At 70.7% G+C, this 22860-nt stretch carries 22 protein-coding genes; 4 read left to right on the forward strand and 18 right to left on the reverse strand.

What is annotated here, in order from left to right:
- Positions 1-9 precede the first annotated feature (9 nt).
- From nuoK to ABFJ78_RS41795, 15 genes are all read right to left on the reverse strand, one after another.
- Complete coding sequence (gene nuoK / locus ABFJ78_RS41725) at positions 10-309, reverse strand: NADH-quinone oxidoreductase subunit NuoK (RefSeq protein WP_003081840.1); 300 nt, start codon at positions 307-309, stop codon at positions 10-12.
- Entirely contained in the window at positions 306-1166 is an 861-nt protein-coding gene (locus tag ABFJ78_RS41730; RefSeq protein WP_436392971.1) for an NADH-quinone oxidoreductase subunit J, read from the reverse strand. Before ABFJ78_RS41730 ends, nuoK begins: the two co-directional genes overlap by 4 nt.
- Positions 1163-1687 (reverse strand): NADH-quinone oxidoreductase subunit NuoI, encoded by a 525-nt coding sequence (nuoI, locus tag ABFJ78_RS41735; RefSeq protein ID WP_091303924.1) that lies wholly within the window; start codon positions 1685-1687, stop codon positions 1163-1165. The genes ABFJ78_RS41730 and nuoI overlap by 4 nt, the downstream gene beginning before the upstream one ends.
- Entirely contained in the window at positions 1674-3035 is a 1362-nt protein-coding gene (gene nuoH, locus ABFJ78_RS41740; RefSeq protein ID WP_436392972.1) for an NADH-quinone oxidoreductase subunit NuoH, read from the reverse strand. Before nuoH ends, nuoI begins: the two co-directional genes overlap by 14 nt.
- Complete coding sequence (locus tag ABFJ78_RS41745; protein WP_436392973.1) at positions 3032-5506, reverse strand: NADH-quinone oxidoreductase subunit G; 2475 nt, start codon at positions 5504-5506, stop codon at positions 3032-3034. The genes nuoH and ABFJ78_RS41745 overlap by 4 nt, the downstream gene beginning before the upstream one ends.
- On the reverse strand, positions 5503-6798 hold the full coding sequence (gene nuoF / locus ABFJ78_RS41750) for an NADH-quinone oxidoreductase subunit NuoF (RefSeq protein ID WP_364460768.1): 1296 nt from the start codon (positions 6796-6798) through the stop codon (positions 5503-5505). The genes ABFJ78_RS41745 and nuoF overlap by 4 nt, the downstream gene beginning before the upstream one ends.
- Positions 6798-7655, reverse strand: a complete 858-nt coding sequence (gene nuoE / locus ABFJ78_RS41755) for an NADH-quinone oxidoreductase subunit NuoE (protein WP_436392974.1) — start codon at positions 7653-7655, stop codon at positions 6798-6800. The genes nuoF and nuoE overlap by 1 nt, the downstream gene beginning before the upstream one ends.
- Positions 7652-9031 (reverse strand): NADH-quinone oxidoreductase subunit D, encoded by a 1380-nt coding sequence (locus ABFJ78_RS41760; protein ID WP_436392975.1) that lies wholly within the window; start codon positions 9029-9031, stop codon positions 7652-7654. Before ABFJ78_RS41760 ends, nuoE begins: the two co-directional genes overlap by 4 nt.
- Positions 9028-9777 (reverse strand): NADH-quinone oxidoreductase subunit C, encoded by a 750-nt coding sequence (locus ABFJ78_RS41765; protein WP_436392976.1) that lies wholly within the window; start codon positions 9775-9777, stop codon positions 9028-9030. Before ABFJ78_RS41765 ends, ABFJ78_RS41760 begins: the two co-directional genes overlap by 4 nt.
- 4 nt (positions 9778-9781) lie before the next feature.
- Positions 9782-10330, reverse strand: coding sequence for a NuoB/complex I 20 kDa subunit family protein (locus tag ABFJ78_RS41770; protein WP_086678877.1), 549 nt, complete (start codon positions 10328-10330; stop codon positions 9782-9784).
- Positions 10331-10334: 4 nt separating this feature from the next.
- The gene (locus ABFJ78_RS41775) at positions 10335-10754 is read right to left on the reverse strand and encodes an NADH-quinone oxidoreductase subunit A (protein WP_364460780.1); all 420 of its coding nucleotides are present in this window, start codon (positions 10752-10754) and stop codon (positions 10335-10337) included.
- A gap of 504 nt (positions 10755-11258) precedes the next feature.
- Positions 11259-12545: a geranylgeranyl reductase family protein gene (locus ABFJ78_RS41780; protein ID WP_436392977.1), complete on the reverse strand. Its 1287-nt coding sequence runs from the start codon at positions 12543-12545 to the stop codon at positions 11259-11261.
- A gap of 10 nt (positions 12546-12555) precedes the next feature.
- Positions 12556-13245, reverse strand: a complete 690-nt coding sequence (locus tag ABFJ78_RS41785; protein WP_436392978.1) for a demethylmenaquinone methyltransferase — start codon at positions 13243-13245, stop codon at positions 12556-12558.
- Positions 13246-13267: 22 nt separating this feature from the next.
- On the reverse strand, positions 13268-14371 hold the full coding sequence (locus ABFJ78_RS41790) for a glycosyltransferase (protein ID WP_436392979.1): 1104 nt from the start codon (positions 14369-14371) through the stop codon (positions 13268-13270).
- Between the two features lies 1 nt (position 14372).
- The gene (locus ABFJ78_RS41795) at positions 14373-15443 is read right to left on the reverse strand and encodes a glycosyltransferase family 4 protein (protein WP_436392980.1); all 1071 of its coding nucleotides are present in this window, start codon (positions 15441-15443) and stop codon (positions 14373-14375) included.
- Positions 15444-15620: 177 nt separating this feature from the next.
- On the opposite strand from ABFJ78_RS41795, the gene ABFJ78_RS41800 reads away from it, so the two are divergent.
- Positions 15621-16457: an inositol monophosphatase family protein gene (locus tag ABFJ78_RS41800; RefSeq protein WP_400864699.1), complete on the forward strand. Its 837-nt coding sequence runs from the start codon at positions 15621-15623 to the stop codon at positions 16455-16457.
- 301 nt (positions 16458-16758) lie between these two features.
- Here the strand turns inward: ABFJ78_RS41800 and ABFJ78_RS41805 are convergent, their stop codons facing one another.
- The 3 genes from ABFJ78_RS41805 to menD form a co-directional block, all read right to left on the reverse strand.
- Positions 16759-17208: a DUF3592 domain-containing protein gene (locus tag ABFJ78_RS41805; RefSeq protein WP_436392981.1), complete on the reverse strand. Its 450-nt coding sequence runs from the start codon at positions 17206-17208 to the stop codon at positions 16759-16761.
- Positions 17209-17230: 22 nt separating this feature from the next.
- Positions 17231-18748: a M1 family metallopeptidase gene (locus tag ABFJ78_RS41810; protein WP_436392982.1), complete on the reverse strand. Its 1518-nt coding sequence runs from the start codon at positions 18746-18748 to the stop codon at positions 17231-17233.
- Between the two features lie 117 nt (positions 18749-18865).
- The gene (gene menD, locus ABFJ78_RS41815; RefSeq protein ID WP_436392983.1) at positions 18866-20542 is read right to left on the reverse strand and encodes a 2-succinyl-5-enolpyruvyl-6-hydroxy-3-cyclohexene-1-carboxylic-acid synthase; all 1677 of its coding nucleotides are present in this window, start codon (positions 20540-20542) and stop codon (positions 18866-18868) included.
- Positions 20543-20593: 51 nt separating this feature from the next.
- Here menD and ABFJ78_RS41820 point away from each other — a divergent pair, with 51 nt between their 5' ends.
- From ABFJ78_RS41820 to ABFJ78_RS41830, 3 genes are read left to right on the forward strand one after another with little or no spacing between them, the layout of a single operon-like run.
- On the forward strand, positions 20594-21517 hold the full coding sequence (locus ABFJ78_RS41820; protein ID WP_436392984.1) for a 1,4-dihydroxy-2-naphthoyl-CoA synthase: 924 nt from the start codon (positions 20594-20596) through the stop codon (positions 21515-21517).
- Between the two features lies 1 nt (position 21518).
- Positions 21519-22652 (forward strand): o-succinylbenzoate--CoA ligase, encoded by a 1134-nt coding sequence (gene menE / locus ABFJ78_RS41825; RefSeq protein ID WP_436393040.1) that lies wholly within the window; start codon positions 21519-21521, stop codon positions 22650-22652.
- 51 nt (positions 22653-22703) lie between these two features.
- The gene (locus tag ABFJ78_RS41830) at positions 22704-22847 is read left to right on the forward strand and encodes a hypothetical protein (RefSeq protein WP_436392985.1); all 144 of its coding nucleotides are present in this window, start codon (positions 22704-22706) and stop codon (positions 22845-22847) included.
- Positions 22848-22860 lie beyond the last annotated feature (13 nt).

Raw genomic sequence — 22860 nt, forward strand, 5'->3', positions numbered from 1 at the left:
CGGTGTCTCCTAGTACTTCAGCAGGTTGGTGTCGTCGACCGAAGCCGAGCGCCGGGTGCGGAAGATGGCCATGATGATCGCCAGGCCGACCACGACCTCGGCGGCCGCGACGACCATGACGAAGAACGCCATGATCTGGCCGTCGAGCCCGCCGTTGATCCGGGCGAAGGTGACCAGCGACAGGTTCACGGCGTTGAGCATCAGCTCGATGCACATGAACACGACGATCGCGTTGCGCCGCACCAGCACGCCGACCGCGCCGAGCGCGAACAGCAGCGCCGACAGCAGCAGGTAGTACGTGGGGGTCATTCCTTCTCCCCTTCCGAAGCGCCCTCGGAGCCGACCAGCGCGTGCGCGTCGGGGTGCGGGCCCTCGTCCTTGACGAGCTTGCGTTCCTTCGCCAGCTCGATCGCCGAGGTGGACTCGATGATCGCCGAGAGCGACTCCGGGGCGACCGAGCCATCCGGCAGCAGCGCCGGCGTCGCCACCGAGTTGGCGGTGGCGAAGACACCCGGGCCGGGCAGCGGCGAGGGCCGGTCGTGCTCGCCGCGGAAGCGCTCGACGACCAGTTCCTTCTGCGTCTTCTTGCCGCCCTTGGCGTGCCGGTCGGTGAAGGCCAGCACCATCGCGCCGATGGCGGCGGTGATGAGCAGCGCCGACGTCAGCTCGAACGGGAACAGGTAGTCGGTGAAGATCAGCTTGCCGAGGCCCTTGGGACCGCCGCCGGCCGACGTCGTCGAGTCGAGCGGGGTCGCCGGGGTGACGTTCTCCATCGCCCGGTAGATGCCGGTGGCCAGCAGCGCGGCCATCCCGATGCCGAGCACGGTGGCGGCGAGCCGCTGTCCACGGAGGACTTCGACGACCGAGTCGGAGCTTTCGCGGCCGACCAGCATCAGCACGAACAGGAACAGCATCATGATCGCGCCGGTGTAGACGATGATCTGCGTGAAGCCCAGGAACGGCGCCGACTGGATCATGTACAGCGCGCCCAGGCTCAGCATCGTCAGCACGAGCCACAACGCCGAGTGGACGGCGTTGCGCGAGAAGATCATGCCGAGCGCGCCGAGCAGGGACAGCGGCCCGAGGATCCAGAACGCGATGGCCTCGCCGGTCGTGACGCCGGCGGCGGCACCGGTCGGGGCCTGGGCCAGAAGTGCGGTGATCACTTCGAAGCCTCCCCGCGAGCCAGTTCGGGGCCGTTCACGTAGTAGTCCTGCTCGTTCTCGCCCAGCCGCATCGGGTGCGGCGGCTGCTCCATGCCGGGCAGCAGCGGGGCGAGCAGGTCTTCCTTCGTGTAGATCAGCCGCTGGCGGTCGTCGTCGGCCAGCTCGTAGAAGTTGATCATCGTCAGCGACCGCGTCGGGCACGCCTCGATGCAGAGACCGCAGCCGATGCAGCGCAGGTAGTTGATCTGGTAGTCCGCGCCGTACCGCTCGCCCGGCGAGTACCGGGCCTCCTCGGTGTTGTCACCGCCCTCGACGAAGATCGCGTCCGCCGGGCACGCCCACGCGCACAGCTCGCAGCCGACGCACTTCTCGAGGCCGTCCGGGTGGCGGTTCAGCTGGTGCCGGCCGTGGTAGCGCGGGGCGGCGGGCGCGCCCGCCTCCGGGTACTCCTCGGTGGCGACCTTCTTGAACATCATCCCGAAGGTGACGCCGAAGCCCTTGACGGGATCAAGAAACCCCATCTTGCGCTCCTTCCTGTGCGGTACCGACGGCCGCCGGCTTGCGGCGGGCCGCCTTCGCCTCGGCCTTGGCCAGGGCCTTCTGACGCGGGGTGGTCTGCGGGACCTTCAGGTCCAGCGGCGGGACCGGGAAACCGCCGCCGGTCACCGGGATCGTCTCGCTCTCCTCTTCGCGGCCCGACGCGCGGACGTAGAAGAACAGGGCGAGGACGATGAAGATGGCGACCGCGGCGATGATGATGGACGCGGTGTTCCAGGCGATGACCTTCGCGAAGGTCACCATGATGATCCACACCAGGTTCAGCGGGACCAGGACCTTCCAGCCCAGGCGCATGAACTGGTCGTAGCGCAGGCGGGGCAGCGTGCCGCGCAGCCAGATGAACCCGAAGAGCAGGACGAACATCTTCGCGAAGAACCACAGCACCGGCCACCAGCCGGTGTTGAGGACGTTGTTCCCGATCAGCGACAGCGGCCACGGGGCCATCCAGCCGCCGAGGAACAGCGTCGTCGCGAACGCCGAGACGATCACCATGTTGACGTACTCGGCGAGGAAGAACATCGCGAACTTCATCGAGCTGTACTCGGTGTGGAAGCCGCCGACCAGCTCCGACTCGGCCTCGGGGAGGTCGAACGGGGCGCGGTTGGTCTCGCCGACCATCGAGATCAGGTAGATCACGAAGCTCGGGACCAGGTAGAGGAACCACACCTTGTGCTGCGCGCCGACGATGTCGGCCAGGTTCAGCGAGCCGGCCTGCAGGATCACCGCGACGATCGAGAGACCCATCGCGATCTCGTAGGAGATCACCTGCGCCGCGCTGCGCATGCCGCCGAGCAGCGGGTACGGCGAGCCCGACGACCAGCCGGCGAGCACGATGCCGTAGACGCCGATCGAGGAGCAGGCCAGGATCACCAGCGCGCTGACCGGCAGGTCGAGCAGCTGCAGCACGGTCCGCTCGCCGAAGATCGACACGACCGGGCCGAACGGGATGGCCGACAGCGCGATCAGCGACGGCACCACGCACATGACCGGCGCGAGGAAGTACACCTTGCGGTCGGCCGTGTCCGGGATGATCTGTTCCTTGAACGGCAGCTTGATCGCGTCCGCGAGGGACTGCAGGTAGCCGCCCGGGCCGACCCGGTTGGGGCCGGGCCGGTTCTGCATCCGGCCGACCGCCTTGCGCTCCCAGACGATCAGGAAGATCGTCATGATCGGCCCGATCAGCAGGATGACCACGCACTTGAGCAGGATCAGCCACAACGGGTCGTCCGCCAGCAGCGCCGCCCGCGTCGCCGCGTCGGGGACGCTGCTTGCGGCAGTGTCCCCTAAAAGCGTGGTCAGCAGCGGGGTCATTGCCCACCTCCAGCGAGGTTCACGACGGCGCCGTGCCCGGCGCCGAGCGTCTTCAACACGGCGGAGCCGTCGGAGTTGCCCGGCAGCCACACGACGCCGTCGGGCAGGTCCGCGATCTCCACCGGTAGCGTGATCGCGCCGCGTTCGGTGCTCACCTTGACGGTGACGCCCAGCCCTTCCGCGGTGTTCGCGGACAGCCGCGCGACCGGCGTGCGCTGGGTGCCCTTGAGGTGCGGCTCGCCGTCCTGCAGGGACCCGTTGTCGATGAGCTGGCGCCAAGTCGACAGGACCGCCTGGCCCGCACCCGGGACCTTCGTGGCTCCGCCGGCTTCCGCCTCGACCGGACCCCAGCGCAACGCCGAGGCCGGGCCGAGCTTCTCGAAGTCGCCGCGGGCGGCGGCCGGCGTCTGCGTGAACAGGTCGGCGTCCATCTCGACGGCGAGGGTGTCGAGCACCCGGCAGTCCGGCAGGGCGCCGGTGCCTTCGAGCGTGACGTCGAACGGGCGGGTGCGGCCCTCCCAGTTGAGGTAGCTGCCCGCCTTCTCGTCGGACGCCGCCACCGGGAGCACGACGTCCGCGCGCTCGGTCACCGCGCTGTGGCGGAGCTCGAGGCTGACGACGAAGCCGGCGTTGTCCAGCGCGCGCAGCGCGAGGTCCGGGTCCGGCAGGTCGAACGGGTCGACGCCGCCGACGACCAGGCCGCCGAGCTCGCGGGCCGAAGCCGCCCGCAGGATGCCGGTGGTGTCGCGGCCCGGCGTGGCCGGGATCGGGACGCCCCAAGCGTTTTCGACGGCGACGCGCGCGGCGTCGTCGCCGACCCGGTGCCCGCCCGGCAGCAGCGTCGGCACGCAGCCCGTGGCCAGCGCACCCCGGTCGCCGGCGCGGCGCGGGATCCACGCGAGCCGGACGCCGGTGCGCTCGACCAGGTCGTGCAGGGCCGAGAACAGGCCGGGCACCTGGGCGGCGCGCTCGCCGACCAGGACGACCGCACCTTCGCCGCGCAGGGCCTCGTCGAGGTCCGGCGCGTGCTTGGCGATGCCCTCGACGGCCGCGGCCTCCTGGCCGGGGACGCAGGCGAGCAGCTCGCCGAACGTCTTGCGCACCGACGACGTCGTCCACTGTCCCAAGTGGACGACCCGGGTGCGGTTCTTGCGGGCCGCCTTGCGCAGCCGCAGGAACACGATCGGCGCTTCGTCCTCGGGCTCGAAGGCGACGCACAGGACCGTGCGCGCCCGCTCGATCTCGCCGAAGGTGACGCCGGACTCCGGCGTCACGCCCACGACGTGCGAGGTGAGGAACGCGAGCTCCTCGGCCGAGTGCGGGCGGGCGCGGAAGTCGACGTCGTTGGTCTGCAGGGCGACGCGGGCGAACTTCGAGTACGCGTAGGCGTCCTCGACGGTCAGCCGGCCACCGGGCAGGACGCCGACCCCACCGTTCGAGCGAGCCGCGGTGAGGCCCTCGGCAGCGGCGCGCAGCGCGTCGGTCCAGGACGCCTCTTCCAGCTCACCGGTCTCGCGGTTGCGGACCAGCGGCCGCTTGATGCGGTCCTCGGCGCCGGTGTAGCGGAAGGCGAAGCGGCCCTTGTCGCAGATCCACTCCTCGTTGACCTCGGGGTCGTCGCCGGCCAGCTTGCGCTGGACCTTGCCGCGCCGGAAGTCGGTGCGCTCGGCGCAGCCGGACGAGCAGTGCTCGCAGACGCTCGGCGCGGACACCAGGTCGAACGGGCGGGACCGGAACCGGTAGGCCGCGCTCGTGAGGGCGCCGACCGGGCAGATCTGGATGACGTTGCCGGAGAAGTAGCTCTGGAACGGCTGGCCGCTGGTCGTCCGTGACGCCATGTCCAGCACGTCCGCCGTCTCCGCGGTGCCGATCTGCTGGTGGGCGCCGCGCTCGAGCAGCTCGATGAACGGGTCGCCGGCGATCTCGCGGGAGAACCGGGTGCAGCGCTGGCAGAGCACGCAGCGCTCGCGGTCCAGCAGCACCTGCGTCGAGATCGGCAGCGGCTTCGGGAACGTCCGCTTGGTGTCGACGAACCGCGACTCCGTGCGGCCGTGGGCCAGCGCCTGGTTCTGCAGCGGGCACTCGCCGCCCTTGTCGCAGATCGGGCAGTCCAGCGGGTGGTTGATGAGCAGCAGCTCCATCACACCCTGCTGGGCCTTGTCCGCGACCGGCGACGTCAGCTGCGTCTTGACGACCATGCCGTCGGCGACGGTCATCGTGCAGGACGCCTGCGGCTTCGGCATCGGCCGGCCGCCCATCTCGACCTCGACGAGGCACTGGCGGCAGGCGCCGGCCGGGTCGAGGAGCGGGTGGTCGCAGAACCGCGGGATGACCGTGCCGAGGCGTTCGGCCGTGCGGATGAGGAGCTCGCCCTTGGGGGCGATGACCTCTTCGCCGTCGATGACCAGCTTGACGTGGCCCTCGGGGACCGGCGTCTCGGTGGTCTCTGGCTTGTCGGGCGCGATCGTCATGCCTGCGCTCCCACGAGTTCGGGCTTGGTCTGTTCGTGCCGGTTCGCTTCGCACAGCGCGAGGAACTCCTCGCGGAAGTACTTGATGCCGCTCTGGATCGGCGACACCGCGCCGTCGCCGAGGGCGCAGAACGACCGGCCGAGGATGTTGTCGCAGACGTCGAGGAGGGTGTCGATGTCCTCCTCGGTGCCGTGGCCCTCGACCATGCGCTCGAGGATCTGCGCCAGCCAGTACGTGCCTTCGCGGCACGGCGTGCACTTGCCGCAGGACTCGTGCTCGTAGAACTGCGTCCACTTCATCACGGCCCACGGCACCGACACGGTCTCGTTGAAGACCTGCACGGCGGTCGTGCCGAGCATGGAGCCTGCTTCCGCCGCGCCTTCGAAGTCCAGGGGAACGTCGAGGTGCTCGGCGGTGAACATCGGGGTGGACGAGCCGCCCGGGGTCCAGAACTTGAGCGGGATGCCGTCCTTCATGCCGCCCGCCATGTCGAGCAGCTCGCGCAGCGTGGTGCCGAGCGGGCACTCGTACTGGCCGGGCTTCTCGACGTGGCCGGAGATCGAGTAGATCTTCGGGCCGGGCGACTTCTCGCGGCCCATCTCGCGGAACCAGCTGGAGCCGCCGTTGACGATGAACGGCGCGCTCGCGATGGTTTCGACGTTGTTGACCGTGGTCGGCGCCGCGTAGAGACCGGCGGCCGCGGGGAACGGCGGCTTGAGCCGCGGCTGGCCACGACGTCCCTCGAGCGAGTCGAGCAGCGCCGTCTCCTCACCGCAGATGTACGCGCCCGCGCCCGCGTGGACGGTGATCTTGAGGTCGAAGCCCGAGCCCAGGATGTTCTCGCCCAGGTAACCCGCCGCTTCGGCTTCGCGCACGGCCGCGTTGAGCCGGCGGATGCAGTGCAGCGCCTCGCCGCGGACGTAGATGAAGCAGTGGTTGGACCGCATCGCGTACGAGGCGATGATGCAGCCCTCGATGAGCGAGTGCGGGTCCGCCATCATCAGCGGGATGTCCTTGCAGGTACCAGGTTCGCCCTCGTCGGCGTTGATCACCAGGTAGTGCGGCTTGTCGAAGTTCGGCGGCATGAACGACCACTTGATGCCGGCCGGGAAGCCCGCGCCGCCGCGGCCGCGCAGGCCGGAGTCCTTGACCAGCTGGACGAGCTGCTCCGGCGTCCCCGCCAGGGCCTTGCGGACGGCGGTGTAGCCCTCGAGTGCCTCGTACGTCCCGATCTGCCAGGAGTTCGGGGACAGCCAGCGCTTCGTGAGGACCGGAGTGATGGGGTCAGCCATTACTTCTTCTCCACTTCGGGAAGCGGGACATCGGACGCCACCGGGGCGACCCAGCCGCGGTCCTGCGCGAGCTTCGCGCCCCGCAGTGTCTCGACGGCCTGCGACGGGCCGTCGACGTCCCGGCGGTAGGCCGCTTCGTCCTCCGGGAAGAACCCGGCGAGCTGCAGCTCGGCGCCCTTGAAGCTCGTCAGCGGCGCGCCGCGCGTCGGGGCCGGCTTCTTCCCCGCCTGCAACGCGTCGACCAGCGCGACGGCCTTGTCCTCGGTCTGGTTGTCGAAGTACTCGTAGTTGACCTGGATGACCGGTGCGAGGTCGCAGGCCGCGAGGCACTCGGCGTGCTCGAGGGTGATCGAGCCCGGCTCGTTCGGCGTGCCCGCGGTCTCGTTGTGCCCCAGCGGTTCCGCGTCGGAGCCCAGGTGCGTCTGGAGCCGCTTGTAGATCGCGTCGCCGCCCATGGCCGCGCAGAGCGTGTTGGTGCAGACGCTCACGAGGTGCTCGCCGCACGGCTTGCGCTTGTACATCGTGTAGAACGTCGCGACCGCGCTGACCTCGGCGTCGGACAGGTCGAGCTGCTTCGCGCAGAACGCGATGCCCTCCTGGCTGACGTACCCCTGCACCGACTGCACGAGGTGCAGCATCGGCAGCAGCGCCGAGCGGGACATCGGGTAGCGCGCGATCAGCTCTTGCGCCTTCGCGTGGATGTCCGCGTCGAAGATGTCTTCCAGCGGCGTCTCGGTGATGATCCCGGCGGCGACTTCCGGGTCGGGCGCGATGGCGACGACGTCGGTGTCGGGCCCGGCCGCGGCGTGCGTCGTCGCGGAGTAGTTCGGGCCCGGCTCGGGAACTGCTGTGCTCATCGGTCCACTCCCCCCATGACGGGGTCGATCGAGGCGATCGCGGCGATCACGTCCGCGACCAGGCCGCCTTCGGCCATTGCGGGCATCGACTGCAGGTTCACGAAGCTCGGTTCGCGCACGTGGACCCGCAGCGGCCGGGTGCCGCCGTCGGAGACCAGGTGCGCGCCCAGCTCGCCGCGCGGCGACTCGACCGACGTGTAGACCTGGCCGGCCGGCACCTTGAAGCCCTCGGTGACCAGCTTGAAGTGGTGGATCAGGGACTCCATCGACTGGCCCATGATCTTCTTGACGTGCTCGAGCGAGTTGCCCATGCCGTCGCTGCCGATGGACAGCTGCGCGGGCCACGCGATCTTCTTGTCCTCGACCATGACCGGGCCCGGCTCGAGCTTCTCGAGGCACTGCTCGATGATCTTGAGGCTCTCGTGCATCTCGTGGACGCGGATCAGGTAGCGCGACCAGCAGTCGGCACCGTTGTCGACCGGGACGTCGAAGTCGAACTCGTCGTAGCAGGAGTACGGCTCGGTCTTGCGGAGGTCCCACGGGAGACCGGCCGACCGCAGCACCGGGCCGGTGACGCCGAGCGCGAGGCACGCGTCGACCGGCAGGTACCCGACGCCCTTGAGCCGGTTGCGCCAGATCGGCTGACCGGTGAACAGCTTGTCGTACAGCGGAAGGCGCTGCTTCATCGTCTTGACGAACTCGGTGACCTTCTCGCGGTAGTCCGCCGGCATGTCCTGCGCGAGGCCGCCGGGACGGATGAACGCGTGGTTCATCCGCAGGCCGGTCAGGTGCTCCAGCAGGTGCAGCACCTCTTCGCGCTCGCGGAAGCCGAGCGTCATCGCGGTGGTGGCGCCGAGCTCCATGCCGCCGGTGGCGATGTAGACCAGGTGCGAGCCGATCCGGTTGATCTCCAGCAGCAGCACCCGCAGCAGCTGCGCGCGGCGCGGGGCCTCGATCTGCAGCAGCTTCTCGACGCCGAGGCAGTACGCCATCTCCGTCGAAAGCGGGGCCAGGTAGTCCATCCGCGTCACGAAGGTGACGCCCTGGGTCCAGGTCCGGTACTCGCAGTTCTTCTCGATGCCGGTGTGGAGGTAGCCGATGACCGACCGCAGCTGCGTGACGGTCTCGCCCTCCATCTCCAGCACGAGCCGGAGCACGCCGTGCGTCGACGGGTGCTGCGGGCCCATGTTGATGACCATGCGCTCGTCGTGCGCCGCGTCGGCGACGACGTCGTCCCAGTCGCCGCCGGAGACCGAGTAGACGCGGCCTTCGGTGGTGTCGCGGGAATCGGCGTAGTTGACGTCGTCGGTGCTGTCGCTGCCGGTCTCGGTGGTCGACGTGCCCGTGGTGACGTCGGACAGGTTCTCGGTGCTCACGAGTACGACCTCCGCTGGTCCGGCGGCGGGATCTCCGCGCCCTTGTATTCGACGGGGATCCCGCCGAGCGGGTAGTCCTTGCGCTGGGGGTGGCCGTCCCAGTCGTCCGGCATGAGGATCCGGGTCAGCGCCGGGTGGCCGTCGAAGACGATGCCGAACATGTCCCAGGCCTCGCGCTCCTGCCAGTCGGCGGTCGGGTAGATCCCGACCAGCGACGGCACGTGCGCGTCCTCGACGTCGAGGGTGACCTCGAGGCGGATCCGGCGGCGGTAGGTCAGCGACGTGAAGTGGTAGACCGCGTGCAGCCGCTGCGGGACGTCGACGCCGTAGTCCACGCCGGACACCGAGGACAGCAGCTCGAAGCGCAGGCCGCCGTCGTCACGCAGGACCTTCGCGATCTCCGCCAGCTTCTCGCGGTCGACGTAGAAGGTGATCTCGCCGCGGTCGACCGTCGTCTGCAGGATCGACTCGGCGGGGATCTTGTGGTCGGCCAGCGCCGCGTAGAACTCGTCGGCGAACTGGTCGAACCAGCCGCCGTACGGGCGCTCGGCCGGCGCGGGGCTGTACGCCGGGAGCCGGACGCCGCCGTAGCCGGAGGTGTCGCCGGTGCCGTGGACGCCGAACATGCCCTGGCGTTCGCGCCCGGTGACGACCGGTTCGGCCGCGCCCGGGCCCTTCGCCGTGAGGCCCGTTTCGGCACGCTCGGCGCTGGACTGCTCTTCGCCGGGTTGGGGGTTCTCAGTCATCGCTCTACTTCTTCGCGTACTTGATCGACGACGCGACGAGCTCGGTGCGCGCCCCGCTGGCGGCGCGGATGGCGGCGCGGCGGGCGTTGATCGGCTCGTCCTGGATCTTGGCGTGCAGCTTGAGGATCGCGTCCAGCAGCATCTCCGGCCGCGGCGGGCAGCCGGGCAGGTACATGTCGACCGGCACGATGTGATCGACGCCCTGGACCACGGCGTAGTTGTTGAACATGCCGCCGGAGGAGGCGCAGACGCCCATGGCGAGCACCCAGCGCGGCTCGGCCATCTGGTCGTAGATCTGGCGCAGTACCGGGGCCATCTTCTGCGTGACGCGCCCGGCGACGATCATCAGGTCGGCCTGCCGCGGCGTCGCGCTGAAGCGCTCCATGCCGAAGCGGGCGATGTCGTAGCGGGAACCGCCGACCGTCATCATCTCGATCGCGCAGCAGGCGAGGCCGAAGGTCGCGGGCCACAGCGAGTTCTTGCGCGCCCAGTTGACGAGGCCTTCGAGGCTGGCCAGCAGGATGCCGTTGGGGAGTTTCTCTTCGAGGCCCATGGGTCTAGTTCCAATCCAGGCCGCCGCGCCGCCACACGTAGGCGTACGCGAAGCCGACCGTCGCGATGAACAGCAGGATCTCCACCAGGCCGAACGTGCCCAGCGCGTCCGCCTGCACGGCGAACGGGTAGAGGAAGACCATCTCGATGTCGAACAGGATGAACAGCATCGCGGTGATGTAGTACGCGACCGGCATCCGCCCGGCGCCGACGAGCGGCTGCGGGGACGGCTCGATGCCGCACTCGTAGGCGGAGAGCTTGGCCTTGTTGTACCGGCTGGGGCCGACGAGCGGCCCGAGCAGGACCGACAGCACGGCGAACGCCAGCGCCAGGACGAACAGGATCACGATGGGCAGGTAGGGCTTCAGGCTGGGGGCCTCTTGCGCCAGCTGCACCGTGTCGGTTCGGGTCAGCAACGTCAGCACGGGGTCTTCGCCATCCTTTCCGCGCCGATGCGGTTGTGCTTGTGGTGGGGAACCGCTTGGCCTCGTCGGCACCCTAAGGGACCTGGGTCACACCGCCGAGGGTCAGGGTCTCCTTACGGCCCGTGGCTGGACCGCGCGGTGCTTGTGAAATAGTTCACAAGCCACTCGTCGCGGATGTGAAGGGATTCACAAAGCATGGGGGGAGTCTAGGACGCGACTCACACTCTTGTCCCTAGGCCCCCGTGTTATAAGGGTCGCCTAACTTTTCCCGCCATCGTTGTCACGGCCCGATGACGACGCGCGCACGACCTGCGCGAAGACCGTCCAAGATCGCTCGCCGGCCGGACATTTGGGACGTCGGCGTGTGAGCTATCCCACTGACCGCACGGCCAACTTGTTAGGCCACCCGAGTGTCCGCGCGCGTATGAAGACGCCACTTTCCCTAGGAAAGATGCGTCCAAGGGGCCTCGGGACGCATCTTTCCTAGGGAAAGTGACGCGTTGGTCAGCGGGGGGACGGGGTGGCGCGGGCCAGGGCGGAGATCAGGCGGTCGACGCCGTCGCCGCCCTTCGCGTCGTAGCAGCCCGACAGGCCCTTGTAGACCAGCGGCAGGAGCTTGTTGATGCGCAGCCCGTACTTCGTGCACGCGTGCATGATCTTCGGCTTGCCGATGATCTTCGCGAACACGTTGCCCAGCTGGTAGTAGCCGCCCATCAGCTCGCGGACCGCGCGCGGGTACGCCTCCAAAGCACGTTCCCGCGAAGGGCCTTCGCGCCGCGCAAGCGCTTGCACGACGACCTCCGCGGCGATCTGCGCGGACTCCATCGCGGCCGAGATGCCCTCGCCGTTGAACGGGCTGACCATGCCGCCCGCGTCGCCGAGGAGCAGCAGGCCGTCGCGGTAGTGCGGGGTGCGGTTGAAGCCCATCGGGAGGCCGGCGCCGCCGACCTTGCCGATCGCGTTCTCCTCGCGGTAGCCCCACTCCTCCGGCGTCCCGTCGAGCCACTGGCGCAGCAGCGCGCGGTAGTCGGTGTTCCGGAACGAGGCCGACGTCGACAGCATGCCGAGGCCGACGTTGACCGTGCCGTCGCCGAGCGGGAACGCCCAGCCGTAGCCCGGCAGCAGCTTCGGGTCCCGCGGGTCCGAGCGGTCCCACAGCTCGAGGTGGCCCTCGATGAACGGGTCGTCGTGGCGCGGGCTCTTGTAGTACTGGCGCACGGCCACGCCCATCGGGCGCTTCTCGTTCTTCTGGATGCCGACGCTCAGCGCGAGCCGCGCGGAGACGCCGTCGCAGGCCAGGACGAGCGGCGCGCGGTAGTGCACCGGCGTCTTCTCCGGCCCGACCTTCGCCTCGACGCCGACCACGCGGCCGCTCGCGTTCGTGATCGCGCTGGTGACGGTGGTGCGCTCGTACAGCCGCGCGCCCGCCTTCACCGCGAGCTTCGCGAGGAGGTCGTCGAAGTCGTGGCGGGTGCGGGAAACACCGTACGGCGGGTAGCTCGTCAGGTCCGGCCAGTCGAGCTCCAGCGTCAGGTCGCCGGTGAGGATCCGCAGGCCGCGGCTGTGCACCCAGCCGGCGTCCTCGCTCGTGTCGATGCCCAGGTCGATGAGCTGCTTGACGCCGCGTGGGGTCAGGCCGTCGCCGCAGACCTTCTCGCGCGGGAACTCGGTCTTCTCCAGCAGCAGGACGTCGACGCCCGCCCTCGCCAGATAGGTCGCGACGGTGGATCCGGCGGGCCCGGCGCCGACGACGATGACTTCGGCGTCCTGGTCTGCGGTACGACGGCTCATACGCGCGAGTTTAGGCAGGCTTGCGCGCGCGGTGGATCGCCACGACGCCGAATGTGAGGTTCAACCACTCGACGTCGGTCCAGCCCGCGCTCGCGATGATCTCGCCGAGCGTGCGCTGGTCGGGCCAGGCGAGCATCGATTCGGCCAGGTAGGAGTAGGCCTCGGGGTTCGACGACGTCCGCTTGCCGACCCAGGTGAGCAGCTTCAGCATGAACCGCCGGTGGATGAACCGGATCGGGGCGAACGGCGGCGTCGAGACCTCGCAGATCACCAGGCGGCCGCCGGGCTTGACCACCCGGGCGATCTCGGTGAGCGCGGCCTTCGTGTCGACGAAGTTGCGCAGGGCCAGCGAGATCGTCACGGCGTCGAAGCTCTCGTCGGCGAAGGGCAGGTTGAGCGCGTCGGCCGCAACCATCGGCACGTTCCGGTGCTTCCCGGCGCGGAGCATGCCGAACGAGAAGTCCGCGGCCAGGCACCAGGCGCCCCCACGGGCGTACTCGACGGTGGACACGCCGGTGCCGGCGGCGAGGTCCAGAACCTTCTCGCCGCGGCGGGCGTCGAGCACGCGGGCGGTGGTGGTGCGCCAGCGCCGGTCGAAGCCGAAGGTCATGAACGAGTTCGCCCGGTCGTACCCGGACGCGACGCCGTCGAACATCGCGGCGACTTCGTGCGGGTCCTTGTCCAGGCTTGCGCGTGACATGACCTGAGATTAGTCCGCTGCTTCAGCGGAAGGTCGCCAGCATCCCGGCCACCGCCGCCGGCCAGGTGAACTCCTCGGCTCTCGCTCGCGCCGCCGCCCTGCGCAAGTCCTCCGGGCTTTCCAAGAGCCCGGTCACCGCTTCCGCGAACGCGGGCGCGTGGTCGTCCACGGCCACGCCACACCCGGGACGCACGATCTCCCGCAGCGCCGACGACGCCGACACCACCACCGGTGTCCCGGACGCAAGCGCCTCCAAAGCCGCCAACCCGAAGGTCTCGTGCGGCCCCGGCGCCAGGGAGACGTCCGCGCTGGCCAGCAGCCGGGCGACGTCGCCACGGCCGGACAGGAACCCCAGGAACGTCACCGGCAGCCCGCGCGCCCGGCGTTCGAGCGCGCGCCGCCGGGGCCCGTCCCCGGCCACCACCAGCCGGACCTTCGCACCGGCCTCCGTCAGCTCCGCGACGGTGTCCACGCTGCGTTCCACGTGCTTCTCCGGCGAGAGCCGTCCACAGTGGACGAGCAGCGCGTCCGCTCCCCCGGCGAGGTCGGTGCGCCAGCCGGTGTCGCGCATGGCGGGCCGGAACGTGGCGAGGTCGACGCCGAGCGGCACGCGGCGGACGTTCGGCGCGGCGATCCGGTCGAACTCCGCGCGCGCGAACGCCGTCGTGCAGACGACCGTGTCGTAGCTCGCCGCCATCCGCCGGTTGGCGACGTCGGCGACGCGGCGCGCCACCGGCTCGGGCAGCAGGAACTGCTCCAGCAGGCGGTCGAGGCGCTCGTGGGAGATGACCGTGCTCGGTACGCCGTGCCGCCGCGCCCAGCCACCCATCCCCCGCAGCGTCAACCGGTCCGACACCTCCAGCCGGTCGGGTTCGAGCCTGCGCAGGACCGCGCGGACGCGGTGCGGGTCGACGGCCCGGTAACCGCCGGTGCCCGGGATCTTCGGGGCGGGCAGGGAGAACCGGCGCACGCCGGTCGGCAGGACCTCGTCGGCGTAGCGGGTGCCGGGCACGACGAGCGTCACGGCGTGGCCGCTCGCGACGTAGCCGGCGCCGAGGTGGTGCAGTGCCGTGCGCAGCCCGCCCGAGCGCGGTCCGTAGAAGTTCGCGAGCTGGACGATGTGCATGTCAGGCCGCGCGGGCGGCCCGGCCCCGCACGGCTTCGTAGTGCCCGAGCAGCTCGTGGCAGACGGCGGGCCAGGTGCGGCCCAGCACGACCTTGCGCGCCTTCTCGCCGAGCCTCACGCGCAGCGCGGCGTCGCGGAGGGCGTCGACCTTCTCGACGAGCGCCGGGCCGAAGCCCGCGCGGTCGGCGGGCAGCAGGTAGCCGGTGCGGCCGGGCAGGACGAGGTCCTTGGGGCCGCCCGCGGCCGGCGCGAGCACCGGCAGGCCGGACGCCATCGCCTCCTGCACCGCCTGGCAGAACGTCTCGTGCGGGCCGGTGTGGACGAAGACGTCGAAGCTCGCGTACGCCTTCGAGAGCTCTTCGCCGTACTTCGCGCCGAGGAACGCGGCACCCGGGAGCTGCGCCCTCAGGTTGTCGAGTTCGGGCCCGTCGCCGACGACGACCAAGCGGATCCCGGGCACGCCGGCGAGCGCGGCCAGCCGGTCGACCTCCTTCTCGGGAGCCAGCCGGCCGACGAACCCGACGAGCAGCTCGCCGTTCGGCGCCAGCTCGGCCCGCAGCGCGGCGTCGGCGTGGTCCGGGGAGAACCGCTCGATGTCGACACCCCGCGCCCAGCGGTGCACGCGCGGGACGCCGTGCAGCTCGAGCTGCTCGACGGAGTCGCTGGACGGCGCGAGGGTCCGGTCGGCCCGCGAGTGCAGCCGCCGCACCCAGCGCCACGCGGCGCGCGCGGCGATGCCGAAGCCGTACGCGGCGGCGAACCCGGCGATGTCCGTCTGGTAGACGGCGATGGACGGCACTCTCAGCCGCCGGGCAGCGGCCAGCCCGCGCGCGCCGACGACGAACGGCGAGGCCAGGTGCACGACGTCCGGGCCGAACGCGGCGAGCGCGTTCAGCACCGTGCGCGTGGGCAGGCCGATCGGCAGGGAGTTGACGCCGGGGACGTCGAGGGCGGGAATCCGCACGACGGGGGCGCCGCGGTAGGAGTCCGGGCCCGGGCCGGGGGCGATGATCAGCACGTCGTGGGCGCGTTCGCGCAGGTGCTCGACGACCCGCAGGACGGAGTTGGTCACGCCGTTCACCTGGGGCAGGAAACTTTCGGTGACTATGGCGACTCGCACGTCTTGGACGATCGCACCCGATGCTGGCGCTCGTGTGACACGGCGGCCAACGCTGCCGGAACAGATCGGCTACGACATGTCATCTCAAGGTCGTGTCCCGGAAACCAGCGGGGCCCAGACTAAGCAGGCATGACCCTCTTGTCCTCCCGGCCGCCGCGGCCCGTCGAGCCCGGTTTGCTGTCGAGGGCGCTCGAAGTGGCCGGACGGCTGGCCAACGACGCCACCGACGTGATCACCGCGACCGCCGGCCGCGGCGCCCACCCGTCCACGCTGGATTCGCCGTTCGACTGGGTCACCGACACCGACCGCATCCTGGAGCGCCACACCAGGCGGGTGCTGACGGCGGAGTTCCCGGGCATCCCGGTGGTCGGCCACGAGTTCGGCGCGGACCACGGAGCGGACGTGGCGGAGTACCGCTGGGTGGTCGACTCGGTGGACGGAACGGCGAACTACGTGGCCGGCGTGCCGTGGTGCGCGTACAGCCTGGCGCTGGTGGACGCGGCGGGGCCGGTGGTGGGGGTGGTGGCGGACCCGTACCGGGCCCAGATCTACGCGGCCGCACGCGGCCGGGGAGCGAGGGCGAACGGCAAGCCGGTCCAGCTGACGGACCGCTGCGTGACGGCGGGAGCGCTGGTGTGCACGGAGTTCGCGCGGCGCGGGCCGTGGCCGGGGATGGGCGGCTTCATCGAGCGAGCGGCGGCGGCGCACGCGGGGGTCCGGGTCCTGGGATCGGCGGCGTTGTCGATCGCCCAGGTGGCGCTGGGTCACGCGGCGGCGGCGGTGTTGCACAGTTACCACGAGTGGGACGTGGCCGGCTCGGTCGCGATGGCGATCGAGGCGGGCGCGGTGGTGCTGGACAAGCACGGCGAGGACACGGCGTTGCCAACGGACGGCCTGCTGGTGGCGGCCCCAGGGGTGGCGGACGAGGTCCTGGGCTGGTGGCAGGAGACGGCCCACGCGGGCTGAGGTGGCTTGCCTGCCCGCGCGGCGCGACTACTGACGTGAATGACTCATTCATGTCGCCTGACGACATGAATGAGTCATTCACGTCATCCCGGCAGCCGCTGAGCCCCCAGCCGCTCACCCCAGCGGCCAACACGCGCCTAGACCTCCCCCCGCCCCTCGTCCCAGCCGCAGTCAGCACCGGAGACCCGGGGTCAAGGGTGAGCGAAGCGAATCGCGAAGCGACGCCGAAGGCGCCCTTGAGGCCGGGTATCCGGTGTTGAACAATCGAGGACGAGGAGCGGGGGAACACCAAAAACCCAGGTCAAACAGCGACCGACTCCTCAACACGAGCCCGCTTGTCCACCCGCCGAATCCACCAAAGCAACGGCCCAGCCACAAGCCAGGTAAAAAACACAAAACTCCCCAGCGGCAGCAAAGTCAAAGCAGCCGACCGCCCGGCAACCCGAGCCAACTCCGGATCAGAAGCGTCATACTCGATCCGCACGAGCTGCCCAGCGGCCAACCCATCCGGATACAACACCCCATTGGCCGGACTGTGCACAATCCCATCGGGCGTCTCGAAGTGGATGATGGTCCGATCGAACGCCACCGAGTCCACGGTCGCGTTCGCCGTCCCCAACTGCGCGGAGATCGCACCATCATTCCGAATAGCCGCGAAGAGCAGGCAAACACACATGACGGTGAGGAGCGAGGCAACGCCGAGGGCAGCCCACCACCCGACGCGCCTCACCCGCTCACCTCTCGTGCTCACGCGGCGAGCGTAGCGGTCCCGCTCAGTGCGCGTGTTCGGCGGCGAGATTCCGGTGGTTCGCCTGGATCTGGTCGTACGACTTCGGCTTCACCGACGCCACACGCGCGGTGAAAGCCGCAGGCGAGGCCCCGTTCGGCCCCACGGACGGCTTACCCGCCGTGTACAGCCACGTCTGGAACAGATCGTGCAGCGGTTTGCCCGAGATCTTCTCCGCCAGCGCGATGAACTCCAGGATCCGCCCGGACGAACCGCCCTTGGCAGCCTGCCACGCCTTCAAGATGGCGAAGAACGCCTGGTCACCGACGGCCGTCCGCAGCGCCTGGAGCGTCAGCGCACCCCGGTCGTACACGGCGTTGTCGAACTGGTTGTCCGCACCCGGATCAGCCGGAACGAGCTTCCACAGATCACCATCGGCCGGGTTCGAGTCGTACGTGTACTGCGCCAGCTCCGCGACCGTGCCCTCGCCCTCGTGCTCCGACCAGAGCCACTCGGCGTAGGACGCGAAGCCCTCGTTCAGCCAGATGTCGCTCCAGCGGCCGAGGGAGACGTTGTCGCCGAACCACTGGTGGGCGTTCTCGTGCGCGATCAGCGTCGTGTTCGAGCCCGCGCGGAAGTTGCGGGCGCCGTAGGTCGGCCGGGTCTGGTTCTCCAGGGAGAACGTGATGCCGCTGGTGACGACGCCGCCCTCGGCCTCGAACGGGTACGGGCCGAACTGCGTCGCCAGGAACTCGTTGATCTCCGGCGTGCGCTCGACGCTGGCCTTCGCCGCGTACAGCGAGTCGCCGAGGTCGGCGCCGTACGCCGTGACGAACGGCTTGCCGTCCGGCGTCGTCGACTGGTTCAGCTCGTACTTGCCGACGATGAACGACGTCAGGTACGTGGCCTGCGGCTTCGTGCTGCGCCACTGCCAGCGGGTCCACCCCGCGCGGCTCTTCGTCGTGCGCACGAGCGACCCGTTGGAGATGGCGACGTTGTCGTCCGGGGCTTCGATCGTGACGTCGTAGGTCGCCCGGTCGGTCGGGTGGTCGTTGGCCGGGAACCACCACGCCGAGCTCTGCGGCTCGTCGATGCCGAGCGCGCCGAACGCGCCCTTCTTCCAGGCGTTGATGCCGTCCACCGTCTCGGTCGACGGCGTGTCCGAGTAGGCGACGACGACGGTCGCGGTCTGGCCCTTGAGCAGCGGCTGCGCCGGGGTGACGACGAGCTCGCCGTTGCCGGTCTGGTTCGCGAACTGCGCGGGCCGGTTGTTCACGCGGACGCTCGACGCCTTCAGCGCGAAGTCGAGGTCGAACCGCGAGAGGTCCTGCGTGGCGGTGAGCAGCAGCGTCGTCGTGCCCGCGAGGACGTCGGTCGCCGGCTGGTAGGTCAGGCGGATGTCGTAGTGGAGCACGTCCGTGCCGCCGTTGCCGGCGTTCGGGTAGTAGGGGTCGCCGACACCGGGGGCGCCGGGCGCGGGGGCCGCGGCGGCGGTGCCGGCCAGCAGCACCGAGACGACGCCGGCCGCGAGCGCACCGAAGCCGGTGCGCGTTCTTGCACGCATTCGAATCCCTCCAACGGGTGAGGTTCAGCGCGCTCGAACGTAGCCAGCCGGGCAGCACCGAGGTACCGGCGAAGGAAGGTTCTTACCTCCTGGGACCGGTCCCGGAAACCGCTTGACTCAGACCGCGGAGACGGCGGCCGAGACCGCCGCCCGCAACCGGCCGTGCAGGTCACGGTGCCGCGCCCGGTCCACCCGCACCTCCACGACCCGCAGCCCCGGCGCCGGCCGCAGGGCCGCGCGGAACTCCGTCAGCGTCTCCGCGACGACGTGCGGGACGCGGTAGCCGGCGCACAGCGCGCCCAGGTCGGCGCCGTGCGGCGTGCCGAAGACGCGCTCGAAGCTCGCCGCGTGCTCGGGCGCCCCCTGCTCCAGCAGCGAGAAGATGCCGCCGCCGTCGTCGTTGCACACCACGATCGTCAGGTCCGGGCGCTGCTCGGCCGGGCCGGTCAGCAAGCCCGACGCGTCGTGCAGGAACGTCAGGTCGCCCAGCAGCGCGTACGACGGCCCGCGGTGGACGTGCGCCGCGCCGATCGCCGTCGACACCGTCCCGTCGATGCCCGCGACCCCGCGGTTGCGGTGCACCAGGACGTCCGGGCGCAGCCGGCCCGCCAGCGCGACGTCGCGCGTCGGGTTGGACGAGCCCACCACGAGCAGCGAGTCCGCCGGCAGCGCGTCCACCAGCTCGGACGCCAGCCGCAGCCCGGACGGCCACGGCTCCGAGTCCAGCACCGACGCGACCGCCGCGGACGCCGCCGCGTCGGCCCGGCGCCAGCTCGCCAGCCACTCCGGGTCGGCCGGCTTGGTCGGCTCGTCGAACCACTGCCCGACCTGGCGGACGTTGTGCGCGGGCGCCGGCCAGTCCGAGTCCGGGCGGACCAGCAGGACCTCCACCGACGGGTCCGAGATCACCTTCTGGATCTGCCGGAACACCGTCGGCCGGCCGAGGCAGAGCACCTGCTCCGGCTTGTGCTTCGCGATGAACTCCTCGACGCCCAGCAGCCACGCGCCGGACGAGATCGCCGTGCCGCCGGACAGGCCCAGCCCGCCGGTCTCCGACACCACCGGCCAGCCGTGCTGCTCGGCCCACTCGCTGGCCGCCTGGACGCCGGTGTCGCACGCGATGACCAGGCCGTGCCGCGCCGACGGCACCACGAACGACGGCAGCGCGCCGAAGTCGGGCAGCTCGGTCCAGCGGGAGCCGTCGGGCCGGCCGTCGAGGGACTCGTACCACTCGCCGTCGTCGTCGAGGTCGGGCACGAGCGGCTCGCGGAACGGGATGTTCAGGTGCACGGGACCGCAGCGCCACTCGCCGTAGGCGGCGTTCCACGCGCGGCAGATCTGGCTGCGCCAGTAGGAGTTCTGGCCGGCCCGCCGCTCGGCGACGGCCAGCTCGTCGAAGTAGCGGGCAGCGGCGCCGTAGAGCTGGTGCTGGTCGATGACCTGCGACGCGCCCGCGGCTCTCAGCTCGGGCGGCCGGTCGGCGGTCAGCACGATCAGCGGGACGCCGGCGCGGTCGGCCTCGAGGACGGCGGGGTGGAAGTTCGCGGCCGCGGTGCCGGACGTGCAGAGCACGGCCACCGGGCGGCCGGTGCGCGCGGCGATGCCGAGGGCGAGGAACGCCGCCCCGCGCTCGTCGATGCGGACGTGGAGCTGGAGCTTCCCGGCCGCCGCGGCGTCATAGAGCGCGATCGACAGCGGCGCGTTGCGGGAGCCCGGGCAGAGGACGACGTGCGAAACGGTGTTGCGGACGAGTTCGTCGACGATGACCCTGGCCTGCGCGGTGGAAGGGTTCACCGGCAGGCTCCGTCGAGATCAGATGTGTCCACAGGTCCTATTCTCCCAAACGTGGATGACGCCCGAGTTTCCGAGCTGTTCGACCCCGCCGCGTGGACCGAGGTCGAAGGTTTCGCCTTCACCGACATCACCTACCACCGCTCCGCTGAGAGCCGCGGCGGCAAACGCGTGGTGCGCGTCGCGTTCGACCGCCCGGAGGTCCGCAACGCCTTCCGGCCGCACACCGTCGACGAGCTCTACCGGGCGCTGGACCACGCCCGGATGAGCGCCGACGTCGGCTGTGTCCTGCTCACCGGCAACGGCCCCTCGCCCAAGGACGGCGGGTGGGCGTTCTGCTCCGGTGGTGACCAGCGTATTCGCGGACGCTCCGGCTATCAGTACGCGAGCGGCGAGACCTCCGACACGGTGGACCCCGCGCGGGCCGGCCGGCTGCACATCCTCGAGGTCCAGCGGCTGATCCGGTTCCTGCCGAAACCGGTGATCGCGGTCGTGCCGGGCTGGGCCGCGGGCGGCGGGCACTCCCTGCACGTCGTGTGCGATCTCACGCTCGCCTCGGCCGAGCACGCGAAGTTCAAGCAGACCGACGCCGACGTCGGCTCGTTCGACGGCGGCTACGGCTCGGCGTACCTGGCGAAGATGGCCGGGCAGAAGTTCGCCCGCGAGATCTTCTTCCTCGGCCGCGAGTACTCCGCCGAGCAGATGCACCACATGGGCGCGGTCAACGCGGTCGTCCCGCACGCCGACCTCGAAAAAGAGGCCCTGACCTGGGCGTGGGAGATCACGCGCAAGTCGCCGACGGCCCAGCGGATGCTGAAGTACGCGTTCAACCTCACCGACGACGGCCTCGTCGGCCAGCAGCTGTTCGCCGGCGAGACCACCCGCCTGGCGTACATGCAGGACGAAGCCGTCGAAGGCCGCGACGCGTTCCTCCAGAAGCGCGACCCCGACTTCAAGGACGTCCCCTATTACTACTGAGCTGCTCCCGGTCCACCTCGACGGTTCGCTCGAAGCCCTCGACGTGCTGAAGAGGGCCGTCGCGGACGCGCTGGCAGGCGGCCCGGCGGTCCTGCCCTTCACGGACCCCACGCTGCGGGACGCGATGGCGCCGGACGAGCCCGCCGAGCCGGACACGGCCGTGGTCATCGCCACTTCGGGCTCGACCGGCGCGCCCAAGGGCGTGCTGCTCTCGGCCCGCGCGCTGACGGCGTCCGCCGAGGCGACGCACGCCCGCCTCGGCGGGCCAGGCCACTGGCTCCTGGCGACGCCGGCGCACTACATCGGCGGCCTGCAGGTGCTGGTCCGGTCGCTGCTGGCCGGGACGTCCCCGGTGTTCCTGACCGGCACCGGCTTCCGGCCGGACGACTTCGCGGCCGCGGCGGCGAAGCTCACCGGCGGCCCGCGGTACACGGCGCTGGTGCCGACCCAGCTGGTCCGGCTGCTCGACGCCGGCGGCGCCGGGCTGGCCGCGGCGAAGACGTTCGACGCGATCGTGGTCGGCGCGGCGGCGACGTCGGCGGCCCTGCGCGAGCGGGCGGCGGACGCGGGCGTGGCGATCGTGCCCGCGTACGGCATGAGCGAGACGGCGAGCGGCTGCGTCTACGACGGCTTCCCCCTCGACGGCGTCCGCGTCGACGTCGAGGGCGACCGGATCCGCATCGCCGGCGACGTCCTCGCGCACGGCTACCGGCGGCGGCCCGATCTGACGGCGGCGTCCTTCTCGGACGGCTGGTTCACGACGTCCGACCGTGGGGTTCGTCACGACGACGGCCGGATCGAGGTCCTCGGCCGCGCCGACGACATGATCAACACCGGCGGCGTGAAGGTCTCGGCGAACGCGATCGAGCGCGTGCTGACCGCCCAGCCGGGCGTCCGCGACGCGTGCGTCGTCGGCCTGCCGGACCCGGAGTGGGGCGAGGCCGTCGTGGCCTTGGTGGTCCCGGAAGATGAAGCACGCGAAGCGGACGAACTGCGCGCCGCGGTCCGCGCGGAGCTGGGCGCGGCCGCGACGCCGAAACGCGTCGAATACGGCGCTGAGCTGCCCCTTCGGGGGCCCGGCAAGATCGACCGTGCGGCCGTGAAACAGCGACTCGAGTCGGGTTTGAGCGGCTGAATGGCGGCACTTCGTTGACATGTACGGTCGGCACCCGCTTGGCTACGCACCATGACGCGCTGGATTCGCACTGCTCTCGTCACCACCGCCGTCGCCCTGGGGGTCCTCCTGCCGGCCGGCGCGGCGTTGGCCGACGGCCCCGGGGCCGATCCGAACAGCGGCCAGCTCACCTGGCAGCTGCCGACCACGAACTGACTGCTGCTCGCTG

It is taken from the genome of Amycolatopsis sp. MEPSY49 (assembly GCF_051337345.1).
GTDB lineage: Bacteria > Actinomycetota > Actinomycetes > Mycobacteriales > Pseudonocardiaceae > Amycolatopsis.